The following is a 20,186-nucleotide window of genomic DNA, read 5'->3' on the forward strand; positions in this document are numbered from 1 at the left end:
TTGACTATTGACAAGCATAGCGGATTGACCATTCGCCAGAAGAAATTGACCATTGCCTCAAACAAAACAGGCTGTCTCACATGAGGCAGCCTGTTTTGTTATCAACTTAAAGTTGTATTTTTAGTAATCTACGTTGGATGTATCGTCACCGATGTTCCAGGTAAGCCCGAAGCGAAGGGTGTTATCCAAAGCTGTATTGATTTTTGACATATTGATCAGGTAAGAAATATCCAATCCGAAAGAACGGTATTTTAAGCCGATACCTGCTGTCGCAAACTGTCTTGCTCCCTGCTCTTCGCTTTCGTGGAAATAACCGCCTCTTACAGAAAACGCATTGTCGTAAGAATATTCCAACGCACCGCTGTACATAATGGATTTTTCGTTTTTGAACGATTTTCCGATTCCAGACATGACACCTACGTTCGGTACCTGATAGATCGGCTGTCTTGTATTAGGGTCGATTCCTACATATTCCGAACCCGGAACCAGGATTTTAGAACCTTCTACGCTTAATCCTACGCGGTTCATATCATCAAGGTACATATCGTATCCAACCCCTAATCTTGCCATCGTCGGAAGATAAGATCTGGATTCTTCGTTTCCTGTATAATCTAATTTAGGACCCAAGTTCTGAATTGCAAAACCTCCGTTGATTTTCCCATCCATACCTCCTAAAGCCGAAAATTTCGGAGAAGTATAATATCCGGAAACATCTACTGCAAAGCTATTGGCCGGCTTCAGGGTAGTATCGGTGTTGAATCCTCCGGCTAAGTCGGAACGGATGAATCTACCGGTAACCGCCATCGAGTACGAATCGGATAATTTCAGACCGTAAGCAACATCGATGGAGAATTCATTTGGCTTTGAGGTACCCATGGAAGTTACTTCATTTCCTACTAACTGCGTTAAGTCCACTTCCCCCATATTAAAGTAATAGATACTTGCAGAGATGGTAGATCTTTCTTCCTGGCCTAAGAATTTATGGAAAGCTCCGTATAATAAAAACACATCATTGGTAAGTTTCCCCATATACGGTGTATAGTTAATCCCTACGGAAGAACTTGTTCTGCTAAAAGGATATTTCGCAGCATTCCAGAATTGTGAAAAAGCATCCGGCGAGGTTACCACCCCCTGGTCTCCCATACCCCCAGCTCTTGCATCCGGTGCGATTCTTAAGAAAGGAGCTCCGGTTAGTACAGGTCTTACAAGGCTTAAATCCTGAGAGTAGCCTAAAAAACCGGCACCTAACCCAATTCCTAAAAGCAGTTTAGTAGTTAAATTCATATGTTGTCTTTTATATATTATCAGTTTTTTGTTAATATGTTTACTGTAATCGTTTTAAATTTATTTCAAAAGTACCATTTTTTCTACAGCTGTAGCACTTCCTTTGCATTTTTCTTGATTCTGACTTTTTGCAAATATCTTAAAAATATACGTACCTTTTGCAACAGTTGCCCCAAAATCGTCTCTTCCGTCCCATTCGATGGCCTGACGAGGCGTTCTAAAGCCCTGTAGGAAAGGTTCTGCGACTACCGGCTGCGATAAAGTTCTTACCAGTTTTCCGGTAATGGTATAAATCTGAACGTTTACATCCAGGATATCATCACAATTATGCTCGAACTGGATATACGTTTTATTAGTAAACGGGTTCGGCCAGTTCAACGGCCTGTTGATGATGAGATGCTGATCGGCTTCATCCTTAACTTCAAAATTTAACGTAGCAGTTGTAGAATTATTGTTTATATCCCAAACTTTAAATGTCAATTGATGCTGTCCTATCGCAAGATTTCTGAAAGGGTAGGTTACATTCCCTTTCTGATAATCTGCCAGGCTCGGACTTAAGCATCCGTTTCCTTCTCCTGAAGCATAAAAATCATTCAGCACAACCGTATTGATAATTTGCCCGTCCAAATATACTGTAATATCGTGACCGATACCAGATCCTGTAGAATTAATTCCGGTATCATCGGTAATACATGCCAGCAACATCGGATTCTGATCAGTAACCCCACCGTCTGCGAAATTGGTATTGTTCATGTATAATTTTACTTTAGGCGGTTCGTTATCATTAATTCCGTTCGGGTTAAGATCTCCTACCTGTACCGCCTGGTTGTTGAATACATCGCTGGCCTTATTATCCGCATAACCCAGGATTCTTCCGGTACCCACCGCGTAGTTGATGTCTTTCGGAACATAGAATTCTACTGTAAATACTCCGTTTACGGCTGTTCCTGACGCTTTGACGATGGCACTTCCTTCTTCGGTGTACTGAAGAACCGGCGTCAGTCCGCCGTCGTTGTTCAATGTGGTTTTATTTAATCTTTTATCAAAAATGTTGATGACCACCCGTCCGTTGAATGACGTATTTAGCGTACCGTTCGGATTGTTGATATGGCCTTTCACTTTCACGAAGTCCAGTCCTCTGATGAGTCCCGGAACCGGCGTTTCGATATTGTCGATAACCATCAGTCTTTTCGGTCTGCTCAGCTTCATTGCAGGATCTCCCAGGAAATTTACCTTCAGGTGTTCCGTAGAAGCTCCTTCCTGTTTCTTGGCATTTAAATGCGCATATCCTAACGTGTCGAAATCGTCATTCGTAAGCTTGAAAATATTCTGGGTAAACGTATTGGTAAAAGTAATCCCGTAGAATACATCAATCGCACGGCTGGAAGTAATCATCGTTGCAGGACCTCCCTGTTTCAGCTTGATGAACTGCTCTCCCGCGGAAGAGGTATCGGGATCGTCCCAAAGCGTAAATTCACAGGTAATCGTAGATACAAATGGAAATCTGCTGTACACCGGCGAGAAGTTGTTCGCATTCTGGATTTCACTTAAGGTTAATACCCTTTCCTGTGCCCAGCCGTTGATCCCTCCATGTCCGAAATAGAACATATATAAGCTGTTTCCGATATCATTGGAGATGGCCTGGTTTACCTGCGGATACCGCTGTCCTCCTGCAGTACTTTGCGCTGGAAATGCATCCAGGTACAGTTTTCGGACGTTGTATTCTTTCAGATTGGTTGAAGAGGCCTGTTCGAAAACCGAAACTAAAGAATTGTTCATTACGGTATGGAACGGAACGGAACCCGGTCCGTCGTTGTCATCATCCACAATGAAGTCCAGTTTCATCTTCCATTCTCCGAAAGGAGTGGACTGTCCGGATAAACTGTTATAATAAGCGAGTGTTTTATCAATCATATTCGCCGCTTCCGTTACATTGGCTGCCGGAAGTCTTCCTACAGGCAGATCCGGAAGGTTGAAATCCAGATACTGCGTCGTCTGCGGTTTGGTCATCACAATATAATCGTCAGTGATGAAAGACCGGATCACATCCTGTGAAATCTCACTCTCATAGCCGGAAACCACATTTGAATTCCCTGAAATCCTGTTTTTGTAATCATAGGAAGCATCCCCCAAAATGAAAACATATTTTAAGGTTCCTGTCGGAGTATTCAGCTTGGTAACAAAATCCCGGATGGCGGTAAGATCCCTGCTGCCGCTGCCGAATTCATTGTAAATCTTATCTGTATCGACGATCTGTACATTATAGTTGTTTTTGGTCTGGTGGTAATTCGCCAGTCTCTGTGCCTGTCCCATCATTTCAGGAACGGTAATGATCAGGTAATCCACATTCTGCAATGCGGAAAGATTCTGGTTGTTAATTCTTCCCACAAACTGAGGGCTGTAAGCTGCATCAGCCTTGAATGCCACAAACTCATTGTTGAAATTAGGATCTGAAGCGGTATACGCGAAATTGAAAGTAGTATTTCCTGCCGCTTTATTTACTCTTCGGTTGGCGTTTGTAATATCGGTTACATCCCAGATCTGTTCCGCTGCTGAAGCATTGGATAAGCTGAATCCATAAGTGGTATTGCTTCCGCTCACCAGTGAGAAATCCCTGAAGCTCATCTGGGTACCGTTAAAGCTCAGGTTGTCTTTATATTGTACTTCAAAATAATCCGGATAAAAAGTCCCGTTAGGATTTAGCGTAATATCCGGTTTCAGATTAAAGGTAATCTGGCTTCCGCTGAGTCCTGAAATTGTTCCGGTATATCTTGTGGTATAAAATTCATTGGTTCCACTCGTATTCGGGGCTTGAACAGTAGTTGTTTCAGGATTCTGATTATTAATATTATAGGTAATGCTGTTCTGCTGGGATTTATAGGCAATGACTTGCGCCCTGTACCGGATCTGGTCACCTGCCTGGATAGGAGAAGCGGTGTTGAAGGTAATCGCTTTATCTGTAGTGAAAGGGGTATCTTCCACCCATACACGGCCTACCTTCATCAGGTTTTTCTGATCGTTGTTGATAAACTGATAATTATCGAATCTTGTAATGAGCGGAGTAGCAGGTAAGTTGACATCCACAGGCTGTACCCTTTTTCCCGGGCCTTTATCGAAATTGATATAGTAATAAGAATAATCTTCGTAAATATTCTTTACGTTTTCACTTCTGTCGCTTCTGGTATCATTTCTTTTATAGCCGTTTCCGTTGGCTGTATTGTACAGGTTATAACCATTCGGTCCCTGAGCATAAAAAAGAGCGTAGTCATTGTCATTCCATACGCCGTCACTTTCTCCCACTACCTGGATCGCGTTTTCCTGAAGTGCACTGTATTTTACATCCTGATTGAATTCCGGAAGCATGATCCCTCCGTTTCCGTAGATCCTGAAATTTTTAGGATTTACAGAAGACGGGTTGATTCCGTTATCCTGCAGAAACTGCTTCGTAATTTTGAAAATCCCCGATTTGTCGACTCTTATTTTATAAAAATTTCCTGTTGAAAGAGGGTTGTTTGTGGTTCCGACTTTCAGGGTGCTTCCAATGCTGTTGGGTAGGTTGCTTTCTGAAATTTCAAATGAAGACAACCGCTGCACCTGGCCCTTTACATTTTTAAATAAAGAAACATTAATACTCGCATACCTTTCTCCTTCCAGAAAATAATAAGCTATATCTTTTACTTCATAATCCGGTAGAAGACCTTTACTCATTTCAAACAAATCTCCGGCAGAAACATTCTCCCAAACCGGATTGGAAATTTTCAGCTGCTTTTCTCCAACCTGTTGTTTGGTTGTGATAAAAATGTTATTTTGGCTGAATAAAAATCCTTGATTTTTGAAATTGGGGAGATTAAGTTTTGTATCGCCAAAGTCTCGGATTTTAGAGCCATCCCATTCGATGTTAATTCTTTGAGCCCAGAGTATTGATACAAAGCTTAATAGAAATAAAAGTGAGATTTTTTGTTTCATGTTTATGGTTGAAATTTCTGAATTACAAAATAAATGAAAATTTTATAATTAAATTGTGATACAATAAAATTAATTTGTTAACGTTTTTCAAAAAAATCAACTCTTTACTTGATTTATTGAATAATTTACTTTTTCTTTGTACTTTGAAAATATTTATATCGACTATGAAAAAACTAAAGTTGTTTTCATTAATAGCATTAAGTTCTACACTTGCATTAACCAGTTGCGGAGGATCTAATAATGGCGGCGGTACGAAAAAATTTGTCAGCAAAACAGGTTGGAAACCAAACGAGAAACAAGGTTGGTTTTTTGCAGGAAAGCAACAAAAACAAAAAGGTTGGCCGGGAATGGTATATGTAGAAGGTGGAACTTTTACAATGGGATTAGTGAAAGATGATGTTATGCACGATTGGAATAACTCGCCACGCAGAATGCAGGTAAGTTCGTTCTTTATCGGGGAAACTGAAATTACTAACTACGAATACCGCGAATACCTTACATGGTTGAAGTACGTATTCCCTCCGAGTGATCCGAGCTTTAAGGAAATCTACAACGGTGCTTTGCCGGATACCTTATTGTGGGACAACAAATTATCTAGAAATGATTTCAACGAAACGTATTTCCGTTCTCCTGAATTCGATTACTATCCTGTAGTGGGAGTAACCTGGACTCAGGCCAACAGATATTGCGAATGGTTGTCAGACAGAGCAAACGAGAAAGCTTTAATGCAGGCTGGTATCATTGCCAAAGATTTGTATATCAACGAATCTAATAACCAGGGTGGAACGGCATTCAATATGGATAAATTCAAATCGAATGATCCTGAAATGCAAGGGTACATCAATGAAAAAAGAATGCAGCAGAAGACCGGTATGAAAACTACCAACCAGAGATTGCTTGCTGCGAACAGAGCTCCTAATGCGGCTATGGTAACGAAATTCAGACTTCCTACTGAAGTAGAATGGGAATACGCAGCTTTAGGTATGGCTAAAAACAGAGAATACAACCAATACTTAGGTAAAAAACCTGAAATCGATCAGTTGAGAGGTACCAAAGGAAGAGAAAGAGGAATGTTCCTTGAAAACTTCAAAATGGGTGCCGGTGATTATTCAGGTCTTCCAGGTTGGAAAAATGACGGATCCGCTAAAACTTCAGACGTAAGACAATATCCTTCCAATGATTTAGGAATCTATGGAATGTACGGAAACGTTGCAGAATGGACAGCTGACGTATACAGACCAATCATTGACGAAGATTTCAGCGATTTCAACTATTATAGAGGAAATATGCCTCAGGCAGTAGTAAGAAACGGAGACGGAACTTACAAAATGGTAGACGAAAGCAATATCAAATATGATACTTTAGCTGACGGAAGACTGGTTTACAGAAACCTTCCGGGACAGTTTGAAAGAGAGACGATTGCTGACTACAGAAACTATAGAGACGGAGACAGAATGTCTTCCCTAAACTACAGAAACGCTTCTGACTCTGCTTCTACTTACGACATGTACAATTCTCCTAAATCAAGATTTATTGTAGATGCTAGCGGTAAAGTAGTATTGCAGAAAGACAGAAAAGAAAGAACTTCTGAAATCTCTAACGATATCAGAGTTGTAAAAGGTGGTTCTTGGCAGGATACAGCTTACTGGCTGGATCCGGGACAAAGAAGATACAAAACTCAGGACAGAGCTTTCGGATGGATCGGTTTCCGTGTTGCACAGGATGCCAGAGCAAACGATAAGAGTAGAACTAGAAGATAATATTTATCTAAATAATTTTCAAAAAAACCTTCCGGAATTCTGGAAGGTTTTTTTATTTTTGAACCATGAATACAGAACAGTTTTACCCTTTGTTTTTACAGGCTGATAAAGTAACCATCGACAGCAGAAAAATCGGAAAGAATGATATTTTCTTCGCTTTTTCCGGGGATAATTTCAATGCGGCGACATTGGCCGGGCAGGCAATCGATAACGGAGCGCTGGCGGTTATTGTGGAGCAGAAGGATTTTGAAAATAAAGCCAAAAATATTTTCTATGTTGCTTCTACACTTGATTTTTTGCAGGAACTGGCCGTCTATCATAGAAAACAGCTGCAGATTCCTGTCATCGGGCTTACCGGAAGCAATGGTAAAACAACGACGAAAGAGATTATTCATGCCGTTCTTTCAGAAAAATACAATGTTCAGTATACCTTCGGAAATTTAAATAATCATATCGGCGTTCCGCTCACCCTTCTTTCCATTAAGCCGGAACATGAAATGGCCGTGATTGAGATGGGTGCCAACCATCAAAAGGAAATTGAGCTTTTATGTTCCATTGCGCAGCCTAATTTCGGCTATATTACCAATTTCGGAAAAGCACACCTGGAAGGCTTCGGCGGATATGAAGGGGTAATCAAAGGAAAGTCTGAACTGTATGATTACCTTAAAAATAACGGGCAGACCATTCTTGTTAATGAAAACGACCCGATTCAGGTGGAAAAGACAGAAAATTATTCACCGAAAATTACGTTTGGAAAAGAGCATTCCGATTACCGGTTTGAATTATTTTCAGAAGAGAACTTTGTCGGTTTAAGGTACGAAGATAAAAACGCGGTTTCAAAACTGACAGGTGCCTACAATTTTACCAATCTCTGTGCAGCGGCAAGCCTCGGGCTTCATTTTGGGATCGGTTTTGAAAGCATTAAAAATGCCATCGAAAAATACACGCCAACAAATATGCGTTCCCAGATTGTAAAAAAAGACGGTAGAACACTGGTGCTGGATACCTATAATGCCAATCCAAGCTCTATGGCCGCCTCCTTGCACAACTTCATTACTTTTGAAGGTTCCAAAACCATTATCATCGGCGATATGCTGGAGTTGGGAGAGGAGAGTGAGAAAGAGCATGAAACCCTGTTGAAACTGGCAGAAGAATTAGGCTTCGACCAGATCATCACGGTGGGTAAAAACTTTAAGAGCGTAAACGATTCTTCGCTGAGCTTTGAAGATACCTCAGCATTGAGCGAGTATCTAAAAGCCAACAGAATACCGTCGGAAAATATATTGTTAAAAGGTTCCAGAGGGATCGCTCTGGAAAAATCCATTGATTTTATTCAGCCTTAAGATCCCAGAATTCCTTTACGATCAGTTTGATATTTTTAAAAGTGCCAGGGAAAACTTCGTCTTCAATCTGGGCGGTGTTTTTCCAGGCGACTTCGGTGATGCCTTCTTCAATCTGAGGTTTTGAAGTATCTTCCCCGCTGAAGTTCATTTCAAACCAGTGGGTGCATTTCAGCACTTTGTCGCCGTTTCTTTCTACGTAAATGTGATAGGTGGTATTGATGAAGCGCACCAGTTCCACATTCGCCAGGCCGGTCTCCTCTTCAATTTCACGTACGGCAGACTCTTCGCGTGATTCACCTTTCTCCATTTTTCCCTTTGGAAGATCCCATTTCCCCAATCTTTTAATGAAGAGGATATCACCTTGCGGATTGTTCACCAATCCACCTGCCGCTTCGATGATCCTGAAGAGTTTCTGAAACTCTGTCCACATTTCTTCCAGGTTTTCCCCAAAAACATTTAATTCCTTTACCGATGTATTTTCAAGGAGATCAAGCGCGATCTCCAGGCTTGTGACGTTTTCGTATCCAAGCGTTTTTTCTAAGTTTTCAGATTGCTTAGACAACAGTAATTTTTTTTCGTTCACAAAAACTTTATACATATATTTGTAAGAATTAAGAATTTAATACAAAAATAAAAAATGAATTTAGAAGGACGAAAGATTATTGTCAATAAATCATCTAAAGAGTTGGTGGAAATCCTGAAATCGCCGGAAAATTACAAAGATTTTATGCCGGACGGTCTTCAGAAGTTTGAGACGAGAGAGGATGGATTTAAATTCGGACTGCAGGGAATGCCTGAGATCGCCCTAAAAATCGATGAAGTGAATGATCAGAAAGCGGTATTAAAATCGGCAAGCTCAAGCCTTGATTTTTCTTTAACGGCTACTTTGAATCCTTTGAATGAAAACCAGACCGAGGTACAGATGCTGTTTGAAGGAAAATTCAATCCGTTCATTAAAATGATGGTGGAGAAGCCGCTTCAGAATTTCATCAATACTCTGACGGATAAGATCGAAGCTTATAAATAAAAGAAAAACCTTCAGCGATGAAGGCTTTTTTTATGCAATAATACCGGAACAGTGATCCTTTGAACTTCCCGTCGCGGAAGCCAGGACATTAATTTCATTGTTTATCCTTAAAACACCCATAAAAGCAAAGATCAGTGCTTCCTTGTAATCGATGATATCCTTTTGAGGAATGATGATTTCAGCGTCGGTTTTGGATCTTATTTTCTCAGTTAAAAAAGAATTGTAAGTTCCTCCTCCTGTAAAAAGCACTTTTTTCAATTGGTTTTCATTCAGAACTTTCGAAATCTGTACGGAAGCATGCTCTGTAAAAGTGGCCAGCAAATCCAGGACTCCGATTTCTTTACATAATGGAAAAATAGATTCGTTGCACCATTCGATTCCCAGGGATTTCGGATGGGACTGTTGATAAAAAGGCAACGAATTCAATTGGGATAACAGTACTTCGTTGATTTTTCCGGTTCTCGCCAGATCGCCATTTTCATCAAAAGTTTTATTAAGTTGCTGGGCAAATGCGTTTAAAATAATATTAACCGGCGCAATATCAAAAGCAATCCTCCGGTTATTGATTTTTAAAGAAATATTTGAGAAGCCTCCCAGATTAAGGCAAGCATCATACTGGGGAAATAAAAGCGCATCACCGATCGGTACCAGCGGAGCGCCGTTGCCGCCCATCAGGACATCCTGGCTCCGGAAATCATAGACTACCGGTATATCGATTTCCAGTTTAATGGCTCTTCCGTCACCGATCTGTAAGGTGAATTTTTTCTGTGGCTGATGAAAAACCGTATGTCCGTGGGAAGCTATCAGATCGATATTCTGAAGCTGATGTTTTTCAATAAAACGTTTAACGGATTTTCCCAGGTAAAAACCGTATTCCGAATGCAGTTCCAGCAATTCTTCCGCGGAAAGACAGATGGAATTTCTGAGTTTATTTTCCCACTCCTCGGAATAGGGAAGAGTTTCAGCCTTCAGGATTTCAAAGTGCCATGCCTGCTGCTTTTCAAATCTTGCCAGGCAGATATCCAGGCCGTCTAAGCTGGTTCCGGACATCAGCCCGATCGCATGGAACGTCATGAATTATTTTTTATTTTGAGAAATTTCAGGAGCGGCAAAGTCTCCGGAGTTTTGGAAGAAAACATATTCTGAAAAGTCATCCTTTGCCCGCATACCGTGGGCACCGATCAGTGTACTTCCGTCTTTTCTCGTTACATACACCGTATCGCGGGTATAGATGTTTTTCTTTACCTGATCCCAGTAAATGCTCTGCATCGCAAATTTATCGCCTTCATTGGTTGTAATCCTTACATTGCCTTTGGCTTCGTAGAACTTTTTATAATCGTAAAACTTAGCGTATTTGGCCTTGATGGTTCCCGGAATTTTCGGTTTTTTCTTATCGAAAAACTGGATGTCGATTCCTTTTCTCGCAACCGTGTAAGGGCTGTCGATCAGCTCGTATTTTTCAATAATCGGAGCTTTTGCCTTCATGGTAACAAATCCCGAATCGCGCTGGATAATATAGGCATTGTTGATAATCTGTGAGGCGAAGTTTTTACTCTGCTTAGAATTAGCCTTCGTGAGGTCTTCCTCACAGGAGGTCATAATAAAAAATATAGCACAACTAAAAAGGTATGCTATATTTTTTTTATGAAGTATGTTTCTAAAAAACATCATTTTAGTTATATAGAGTTTTTCTGAACCATCGGTCAGCAAAATTGAAACCAACCCTTAGGTTAATGAAGTTCTGGTTGATCAGGTTGTTCTTAACAGTTCCTCTTTTTCCAAGTTCAAGTCCAAGTTCCAATCCGCTCATCCGCGTAATGCTGCTGTTTTTGAATGGAAGAAGAACTCCGGCAGAAACACCGAATTTATTGATATTCTGTCCGGCAATCTGAAGATTCCCTTTTTCATAGAACGCTCCGTAACGGTAAACGATTCTTGAGAAATAACTTCTGAAGTTGTTGTAGTTCGGTAAATACCAGCCTCCGGCAGAAATCCTGTATGAATCCTGAAGATCGAGGATGTTCCCGAAATAAGCGATGCTTTCTCCTTTTTTATAGTCACCCTGTACCGACAGAAACCATTGGTTCTCTTCTCCGTAACCAACCCCTAGGGAAGCCTGCATCGGAAGAAGGTTTTTAGATTTCGTACTTCTCTGCTCAATAATGCTTTCGTTACTTTTTGTAGTAGCTGCCGCATCAGAGTAGAAATAAGTACTGTTTACATAATCGGTTGTCATATTACTGGTATTCCCGAAAGTAGTGGTAGCACCGATGGTCAATTTACGGTCTGTGCTTGTATTCAGGTTTTGGTAGCTCGCGCCTAACGTGAAATTGAAGTTGTGGATGCTGTTTCTCGTCTCATATCCATTGATCAGCTCAGCATTGGAATAAGCCAGCTCATTCAGGTCATAAAGATTTCCGAAATAGTAATTGGCTCTTGCGCCCACCGCAAATTTATCGGTTACCTTATATCCCAAAGCGATCTGAGCAGTGTTCAGTGTTCCGCTTCCTTTGAATCTGTTGTATTCCGTAACTCCGGTTTCCTGATTTGTTTCTTCATGAAGAATGTTATAGCTTTTTGAGCTATACGGCTGATAGGAAAGTCCCATTTTCAGCTTCGAAGACAAAGGAAAAGCCAGTGAAATATTGGATAAATACGTAGAGTGTTTGGTCGCCTTCGTATTGTTGTAATCTGTTTTAAAGTAATTGTTCTCGTTGGTTGCTTCCAGTTTGATGCTGGTCAGCTCGAAATTGGCATTGTTTGCAGGGTTTGCAAAATTGAAATTACTTGTAAAATCGCTTATAAAAGCGGTTGATATACCTCCCATAGAGGTCGTTTCGATCGTATTATCATATTTTACATCTCCGATTCCGTAAGTCGCATAGGGTGAATTACTCAGGTTCTGCGCATTAAGGAAATACCCAACAGATAGGAATGATAGTACAAAGATTTTTTTCATTCTTTATTTTTAAAACAATGCGCAAATATCTTAAATATTAATGAATTGTAAAAATTATATGAGGTTAAAGTTTGTTAAGGCAGATATAGAGGGAAAACAGCCGCCCATATTGGTGAATGGTGAATGATGAATGGTGAATGGTCGATCCGCTTTGCTTGTCAATTTTTTGCTAAAAGATTCACCATTAACTTGCGAAGCAAAATTCACCATTGACAATAAAAAAGGTGAATGGTCAATCCGCTTTGCTTGTCGATTTTTTGCTAAAAGATTCACCATTGACTTGCGAAGCAAAATTCACCATTGACAATAAAAAAGTGAATGGTCAATCCGCTTTGCTTGTCAATTTTTTGCTAAAAGATTCACCAATGACTTGCGAAGCAAAATTCACCATTGACAATAAAAGGTGAATGGTCAATCCGCTTTGCTGGTGAATCTTATGCGTAATAAATTCATAGGCAAAATAGATTTAGTAATGCAATGGTAGCAATATTCTGTTTTAAAGGATTCTGCATATTTTCAGTTTGTAAAGATACTTCGGCAAGTTCAGTACAGACTTTATACTTAGTAAATGATAACATTGAATAATAGTAAAAGTCACGGATAAATTAAATAAAAAGAACAACTAATAAAGCCTTAACCGAAAATTCCACTCCTTTGGAGGGGTGTCGAAAATTCAAAGAATTTTTGACGGGGTGGTTTTACAACGAGATGGCTTTAAAGATCAATGGTGAATGGTCAATTCGCTTTGCTTGTGAATATTTCAGAAAGTAAAATTCATAAATTCACTTGCGCCAGCAAAATTCACCGTTGACCGATCCTATTCGGCTGAAGCATAAAATTCATGCATGACATAAAATTGACATGACAATAACCTACAATTTTTTTATCTTTGAGCCATGAATTGGGAGAACATCGCCGGACAGGAAAACCTGAAAAAACTTCTCAGAGACAGCATCGCCGAAAACAGGGTGAGCCATGCCCAGCTTTTCACAGGAAAAGAAGGGTACGGGACGCTGCCTATGGTTCTGGCCTACGCCAAAGAAGTCCTGAGCCGCGAGAATGAGCATGCCGCCTCGAAAGTGGAGCACCTCAACCACCTCGATCTGCATTTCAGCTTTCCGGTGTTCACGGACAATAAAAATTCTTTAAGCAAAAATAAATTTGAAGAATTCCGCGAAATGGTGCTGAAATCCCCATATGCGAGCTATGACGACTGGACCGCTTTTTTGCAGTCTGAAAATAAACAGCTCTTCATCTCAGCCGATGAAATCGATGACCAGAACCAGAAATTTTCATTAAAAAGCTACGAAGGCGGAACGAAGATCCTGATTGTCTGGAGAGCCGATAAAATGAATATAGCAGCGGCCAACAAATTCCTGAAGTTCCTGGAAGAACCGCCGGCCAAAACGATTATTCTACTCACTGCGGAATCTACCAACGATATTCTTCCGACCATCCTTTCCAGAACGCAGATCGTCGAAGTTCCGAGAATTACCGACGGAGACTTGGAAGCCTATTTAAAAAAGAGCTTCAGTATCGGGGATGAAAAGGTAAGGGAAATTGTTCATGAAGCCCAGGGTGACCTGAATGATGCGATCAAACTGTTGAAATCAGGCAGCAAAAATCAAGAATTCGAGAAACTTTTTGTTCAGTGGGTCCGTGATGCTTTTATGGTAAAAAAGAAACCTGAATTTTTGAGGAGTATCATTCTTTGGGCAAGGGAGATTGCAGGATGGAACCGTGAAAAGCAGAAAAACTTTTTAAATTACTGTTCCGAGATCTTCAGGTTGGCGCTTCTGCAGAATTATCAATCCGAAGATCTGGTATATAAAAAAATCAATGCCAACGGTTTCAATTGGACCGGCTTTTCAAAATTTATCAGCGGGGCCAATATTGAAAGCATTCTGGAAGAAATCAGCACTGCCGATCTGCATTTGACCCGCAACGGAAACCCCAAAATTGTCTGGACCGATCTGGGCATAAAATTATCCCGATATATTCACAAGAACTCATAAAAGATCTCCGGCAGCTGCCGGAGATTTTGCTTTATACAACCGGAAACTTACCCAATTTTTTTCCGAAATATTTTGTTTTCTCTTATGTTGAGTCAACTTTACGGCATTTATCCAGCCCTGATATTTCCATAAATAATTGCTCAAATACCCCATCTATCATTCCAATTTAATTTTTGAATAATTTTAAAATATTGTTAATCAATGTTTTAAAAATTTAGACATTAAAAAAACCTTAAATTTTCAATCAATCGTTTGATTTATTCAAATTTGGATGTAAATTTGCAACGTCAAAAAACGAGAACGCACTAAGATGATTTCAAAAGAAGAAAATATATTGTTTGCCGCCGAAAAGCTTTTTGCTGAAAAAGGTTTTGAAGGAACTTCTACCCGGGAGATTGCCAAAGCAGCCAACGTGAATATTTCCATGATTTCTTATTATTTCGGTTCAAAAGAAAAGCTGTATGAAAAGCTGGTGGAGTTTAGGATGAATGAAGGGCAGTTCTTCTCGAAAGATATTTTGGAACGAACCGATATTAACGATTGGGAAAAAATAAATAAGATCGTAGACCAGTTTGTAGGGAGGATAAGACATCAGAAATGTTTTTACAGGATTATGCAGCGGGAGCAGCTTCATACCGAAAATCCGAATATTGTAGATATGCTGAAGCAGGCTAAGCTCGGATTTCTTGCCATGTATTCCAAAATATTGGAAAGTGGACTGAAGAACGGAATTTTTACTAAGAACCCTCCGATCTATCTGCTCCATTCCACCGTAAGCGGAACCTTGTTTTATGCTGTGAATGCCAAGGAGATGTATAAAGAATTCCTGAATGAGACCGAGGAGGATACCGTTTTCGACGAAAAGTACTACACAGAACTTAACACACATATTAAATACTTACTTAAAGACCTTTTAGGTTATGAAGAAAATAAATAACTCAGTCCTTGCGCTGGCTCTGTTTGTTGGAATAGCAAACGCAAATGCCCAGGAGAAAAAAACACTCACCCTGGATGAAGCCGTGCAGCTCGGTATCCAAAACAGCAAGAATCTGAAGATTGATGCCGCCAAGATCGAAGAAGCTACAGCAGATCTCCTGGAAGCAAAGAACAGACAGCTGCCTGAACTTAAAGTTTCCGGAAGCTATATGTATCTTCCCCTGAAACCTACTGTGAACATTAAACTTCCCGGCGTTGCAGGTGGCGGTCCCGAAATCCATCAGGTAGCTTACGGATCAGCCAACCTCAGCGTTCCGATTTACAGCGGTGGCAGAATAAAGTATGGGATTGAGTCGGCAAAGTACCTCGTGGAAGCATCAAAATTAAATACGGAAAACGATAAGGTTGCTATTGCTTACAATGTGGCACAGGCTTATAACAATTTGTTCAAAGCCAACCAGTCGATTAAAGTATTGGAAGAAAACCTTTCGGCCTCCCAGAAAAGAGATGAAACGTTTCTGAAACTTGAAAATAACGGAGTAATTGCCAGAAACGACCGTCTGAAAGCTAATCTTCAGACTTCAAACATTGAGCTGCAATTGCTGGAAGCGAAAAACAACTATAACATCGCCAACATCAATATGGATCTTCTGTTAGGGCTTCCGGAAACTACCGAAATTGAAGTAGACCAGGACTATATTGAAGAAGGCACTGAAGTAAAACCAGTTGATTTCTACATCAACGAAGCCCGGGAAAACCGTAAGGATCTTCAGGCTTTGGATAAACAGAGACAGGCTGCAGCATTGGGAACCAAATCTGCAAAAGCGGAAAACCTTCCGTCTATTGCCTTTACCGGAGGTTATGTGGCCGCGGATATTCCTAAATTTTTAACCATTTACAATGCCGTGAATGTCGGAGTGGGGATTTCTTATAACTTATCCAACCTATGGAAAGAGAACTCTTCACTGAAGCAGTCTCAGGCACGAGAAATGCAGCTGGCCGCCAATAATGAGTTGTTAAATGACAACATTAAGCTTGATGTAAACAGGGAATACCAGAATACCGATTATTCTAAAAAGAGAATCGCCGTTTTCGAAAAATCTGCTGAACAGGCGAATGAAAATTACCGAATTACAAAAAATAAATACGATAACGGTCTGGCAACCATGACGGAACTCCTGGATGCCGATGCAGCGCAGATTGCCGCCAATGTGGGTGTGATCAACGCAAAAGCCGACGCAGCACTCGCATACCGAAAATTATTACAGACTACAGGAACCTTAACAATTAAATAAATAAAGAACGATACCCAACATGGAAAATAATACTACCCCAGCTACTGAACCTAAAAAGAAGAAGAGCTTAGTCTTTCCTATTATTTTAGCAGTTGTTTTGATTGGCGGAGGAATCTACGGTTATAGAACCTATACCTACGGACAGTCTCATGAAGAAACCGATGACGCACAGATTGCTTCCAACCTTTCTCCCGTAATCTCAAAGATTTCAGGATATGTAACGGAAGTAAAAGTAAAAGATAACCAGTTTGTAAAAAAAGGAGATACCCTGATTGTCCTGGACAGCAGAGATCAGAAGCTGGCATTGGAACAGGCGGAAGCAGCTTTGGCAACAGCAAAAAGCAATATTTCAAACGCTCAGGCCAGCACAACTGCAACTTCCAAAAATATCGGTTCGTCCCAGGCAGCGGTAACGACGGCAAATGCACAGATCGAAGCAGCGAAGGTAAACGTATGGAAAACCTCACAGGATCTTAAAAGATATGCTAATCTCGTAAAAGACCATTCTATTACGGAACAGCAGTATGAGCAGGCACTGGCCGCAAAACAGACGGCTGACAAACAATTACAGGTTTTGATCGACCAGAGAAACCAGATTGCCCAGCAGACGAATATTGCTTCTTCTCAAACGGCAGCAAGTTCTCAGCAGATCAGCGTAGCAGGATCTGTGGCCAAGCAAAGAGAAGTTGATGTGGAAAATGCCAGACTGAATCTTTCTTACACGGTGATTCTTGCGCCTGAAGACGGATATGTAGGAAAAGTGCCGATCCAGGCCGGACAATATTTACAGGCCGGTTCCCAATTGTTTGCCCTGGTAAAAAATGACCAGAAATGGGTTGTAGCCAACTTTAAGGAAACACAGGTGGACAAAATGGTAGAAGGGCAGAAAGTGAAAATTGAGATCGATGCTTTCCCTGATCAGGACTTTGAAGGAGTAGTAAGTTCATTCTCTCCTGCAACCGGGGCTACCTTCTCAATCCTTCCTCCGGATAACGCCAGCGGTAACTTCGTAAAAGTAGTACAGCGGCTTCCGGTAAAAATCGATTTTGTAAATCTTGATAAAAATATCGCCAAAAAATTAAGAACGGGAATGAATGTGAAAGCAGAAGTTTCCCTAAAATAATACAAAATAAGTGAATTGTCAATGATGTGGAGGAAAGAAGAGCGCATATGTGGAGGCAAAAAGATGAACCATTGACAATTCCTTTATTACCATAATTTATAAGTGAATGGTCAGCTTTGCAGAAGAATGCCGGAATGAAGAAGTTCAATGAAGGTGCAGACCGATGAAGCGGATATTGCGAAAGAAGATGCAGACGATGTAAAGATGAAGCGGAACTGATCGGGAAGGAGGATACTGTTTGAAGAGAAGATTAGCTATGCAGAGGAAAAATGAAGAGGAAATCGATGAAGAAGATGTATGCAGAAGAATGTCTGAGTGCGGAAGGACAATGGAAGGCAACGACAAATGCAGGCGGAACGCTGACCATTCACTTTTTATAAAATAAAATTAAAATATTAAAAGGTCAGGAGATCCGGATCTTAATGACTTAAAATTAAAAATTCTGAAGATTTAAAGGTAAGACTCATGAAGTAAGTTATAAAATAGGCTTTAGCCGAACATCATAATTTATTTCACCTCAACCTTAATCTCAATCTATTTAAAATAGAATAAAGTTAGTTCGTTAAACTTGTTCTGATCAGAAATTTCCGGATCTCATGATCTCTTGATTTTTTAATACCGAAAAAAACTATGCAAGATTCATTAGTAGAATATGGAGCCAGAAGGGTAATCATCACGATTACGGCCATCCTTTGTGCTCTGCTAGAAATTGTGGACTCCACGATTGTAAATGTTGCCCTTAACGAAATGAAGGGGAACCTGGGAGCCACCCTTTCGGAAGTAGGCTGGGTGATTACGGCGTATGCGATCGGTAACGTAATCATCGTACCGATGACAAGCTGGCTTTCCCAGCAGTTCGGAAGAAGGAATTACTTTGCTGCATCCATCATCATATTTACCGTATTCTCCTTTCTTTGCGGAAACGCAACGAATATCTGGGAGCTGGTATTTTTCCGGCTGATGCAGGGGATCGGTGGGGGAGCGCTTCTGGTAACTTCCCAGACGATCATTACCGAATCCTATCCGGTAGAAAAAAGAAGTATGGCACAGGCGATCTATGGTCTTGGGGTGATTATCGGTCCTACATTAGGTCCGCCGCTCGGAGGATACATCGTAGATAACTTCAGCTGGCCGTATATTTTCTATATCAATATTCCGATCGGGATTGCAGCGACTTTAATGACGCTTCAGTTTGTACGGAGCCCGAAATATGCCGAAAAGCGGAAAGCTTCCGATGTCGACTGGCTGGGAATCGCTTTGTTGGCAATAACGGTAGGATCGCTGCAGTATATCCTTGAAAGAGGGCACGAAGAAGACTGGTTTGCCAGCGGATGGATTGTGACTTTCACCGTATCAGCTGTTTTAGGATTTATCTTATTCCTATGGCGGGAGCTTACTTTCAAATATCCGATTGTGGAACTCCGGGTATTAAAAAACAGCAACTTAAGAATCGGTACCGTGATGTCCTTCGTCTTAGGATTCGGACTGTACGGATCGACGTTCATTGTTCCTTTGTATACCCAAAGTATTCTGGGCTGGACGGCCCTTCAGTCGGGGGCATTGATGATCCCGGCGGCACTCACCACCGCTTTCATGATGCCGATTATCGGGCGGTTGCTGTCCAAAGGCGCAAAACAGCAGGTGCTGGTTTCCCTCGGACTGTTCATTTTCTTTATCTACAGTTTCTGGGGCTACAAAATCCTTACGCCGGATACGGGTAAAGATGCTTTCTTCTGGATGCTGATCGTAAGAGGAGCAGGGCTGGGACTTTTGTTTATCCCGATTACTTCCCTGTCTTTGAGTACACTGAAAGGACAGGAGATTGGCCAAGGAGCAGCCTTCACCGGGATGATGAGACAGCTGGGCGGTTCTTTCGGAATTGCTGGAATCACAACATTCATTGCAAATGCCAGTCAGAAATACAGGCTCAACCTGATTTCCCATCTCGATGAAACGGATCTTGCCGTTCAGCAGAGATTGCAGGCTTTAAAAGGAAGCTTCATGGCTAAAGGAATGACTCCCGACGCCGCGATGAATGCTGCCTACAAGATACTCGATCTTTCCGTTACGAAACAGGCTACCGTACTTTCCTACATGGATGTTTTCCTTTACTTGGGAGTCATCTTCCTGATCTGTATTCCGTTTATCCTTTTTGTAAAAGAAAGGAAAAGCAAGGAAAAGATCGATCTGAGTGGCGTACATTAATTAAAATATTTCAAATAAACAAAAACCTCCAATTTGGAGGCTTTTTTGTTTTAGAGGATTTTAAAAAATTATTTTTAACGCGAATTCGATAATTGTTTAATGTTCAGTATTTGGTCGGTTTGGATGTTGAGTAGAAGAACTTCCAGCATCCAGCGTCCTTCTTCCAGCCTTCTAATCCGAATTCTACATTGTGTTTACAAACGAATAGCCCAGATTATTGTATTTAAATTTCCTACTGCCATACACTTGTCATCAGCCTCCTTATCTTTGCAT

The 20,186-nt window shown here is 40.9% G+C and carries 14 protein-coding genes; 8 read left to right on the forward strand and 6 right to left on the reverse strand.

The features are described from left to right. Window positions 1-120: 120 nt before the first annotated feature. Together porV and porU are read right to left on the reverse strand one after the other, a co-directional pair. Window positions 121-1,284, reverse strand: coding sequence for a type IX secretion system outer membrane channel protein PorV (gene porV, locus QE422_RS08230; protein WP_307456622.1), 1,164 nt, complete (start codon window positions 1,282-1,284; stop codon window positions 121-123). A 60-nt stretch (window positions 1,285-1,344) separates the two neighbouring features. Beyond that, window positions 1,345-5,250, reverse strand: coding sequence for a type IX secretion system sortase PorU (gene porU, locus QE422_RS08235; protein WP_307456624.1), 3,906 nt, complete (start codon window positions 5,248-5,250; stop codon window positions 1,345-1,347). A gap of 164 nt (window positions 5,251-5,414) precedes the next feature. Here porU and gldJ point away from each other — a divergent pair, with 164 nt between their 5' ends. Together gldJ and murF are read left to right on the forward strand one after the other, a co-directional pair. After that, complete coding sequence (gene gldJ, locus QE422_RS08240) at window positions 5,415-7,010, forward strand: gliding motility lipoprotein GldJ (protein ID WP_307456626.1); 1,596 nt, start codon at window positions 5,415-5,417, stop codon at window positions 7,008-7,010. Window positions 7,011-7,075: 65 nt separating this feature from the next. Then, complete coding sequence (murF, locus tag QE422_RS08245) at window positions 7,076-8,353, forward strand: UDP-N-acetylmuramoyl-tripeptide--D-alanyl-D-alanine ligase (RefSeq protein WP_307456628.1); 1,278 nt, start codon at window positions 7,076-7,078, stop codon at window positions 8,351-8,353. On the opposite strand, the gene QE422_RS08250 is transcribed toward murF, so the two are convergent. Then, entirely contained in the window at window positions 8,340-8,951 is a 612-nt protein-coding gene (locus QE422_RS08250; RefSeq protein ID WP_307456631.1) for an NUDIX hydrolase, read from the reverse strand. The genes murF and QE422_RS08250 overlap by 14 nt on opposite strands. Window positions 8,952-8,990: 39 nt before the next feature. Between QE422_RS08250 and QE422_RS08255 the strand changes: the two genes are divergently transcribed. Beyond that, entirely contained in the window at window positions 8,991-9,380 is a 390-nt protein-coding gene (locus QE422_RS08255; RefSeq protein WP_307456634.1) for an SRPBCC family protein, read from the forward strand. A 30-nt stretch (window positions 9,381-9,410) separates the two neighbouring features. Here the strand turns inward: QE422_RS08255 and QE422_RS08260 are convergent, their stop codons facing one another. The 3 genes from QE422_RS08260 to QE422_RS08270 are packed head-to-tail and all read right to left on the reverse strand — an operon-like array spanning window position 9,411 to window position 12,339. After that, the gene (locus QE422_RS08260; RefSeq protein ID WP_307456636.1) at window positions 9,411-10,454 is read right to left on the reverse strand and encodes an anhydro-N-acetylmuramic acid kinase; all 1,044 of its coding nucleotides are present in this window, start codon (window positions 10,452-10,454) and stop codon (window positions 9,411-9,413) included. Window positions 10,455-10,457: 3 nt separating this feature from the next. Further along, window positions 10,458-11,048 carry an LPS export ABC transporter periplasmic protein LptC gene (gene lptC, locus QE422_RS08265; protein WP_373463437.1) on the reverse strand — a complete coding sequence of 197 codons (591 nt, stop codon included), beginning with the start codon at window positions 11,046-11,048 and terminating at the stop codon, window positions 10,458-10,460. 4 nt (window positions 11,049-11,052) lie between these two features. Further along, a complete protein-coding gene (locus QE422_RS08270) occupies window positions 11,053-12,339 on the reverse strand; it encodes a hypothetical protein (RefSeq protein WP_307456642.1) in 1,287 nt (428 codons plus the stop codon). Window positions 12,340-13,235: 896 nt separating this feature from the next. Here QE422_RS08270 and QE422_RS08275 point away from each other — a divergent pair. The 5 genes from QE422_RS08275 (at window position 13,236) to QE422_RS08295 (ending at window position 19,913) form a co-directional block, all read left to right on the forward strand. Beyond that, window positions 13,236-14,354 (forward strand): DNA polymerase III subunit delta', encoded by a 1,119-nt coding sequence (locus QE422_RS08275; RefSeq protein WP_307456645.1) that lies wholly within the window; start codon window positions 13,236-13,238, stop codon window positions 14,352-14,354. Between the two features lie 310 nt (window positions 14,355-14,664). Beyond that, window positions 14,665-15,291, forward strand: coding sequence for a TetR/AcrR family transcriptional regulator (locus tag QE422_RS08280; RefSeq protein WP_307456648.1), 627 nt, complete (start codon window positions 14,665-14,667; stop codon window positions 15,289-15,291). After that, a complete protein-coding gene (locus QE422_RS08285; protein WP_307456651.1) occupies window positions 15,275-16,585 on the forward strand; it encodes a TolC family protein in 1,311 nt (436 codons plus the stop codon). The genes QE422_RS08280 and QE422_RS08285 overlap by 17 nt, the downstream gene beginning before the upstream one ends. Before the next feature lie 19 nt (window positions 16,586-16,604). Next, window positions 16,605-17,708, forward strand: coding sequence for an HlyD family secretion protein (locus tag QE422_RS08290; protein WP_307456654.1), 1,104 nt, complete (start codon window positions 16,605-16,607; stop codon window positions 17,706-17,708). Window positions 17,709-18,338: 630 nt separating this feature from the next. Continuing rightward, the gene (locus QE422_RS08295; protein ID WP_307456656.1) at window positions 18,339-19,913 is read left to right on the forward strand and encodes a DHA2 family efflux MFS transporter permease subunit; all 1,575 of its coding nucleotides are present in this window, start codon (window positions 18,339-18,341) and stop codon (window positions 19,911-19,913) included. Window positions 19,914-20,186: the final 273 nt, after the last annotated feature.

It is taken from the genome of Chryseobacterium sp. SORGH_AS_0447 (genome assembly GCF_030818695.1).
GTDB lineage: Bacteria > Bacteroidota > Bacteroidia > Flavobacteriales > Weeksellaceae > Chryseobacterium.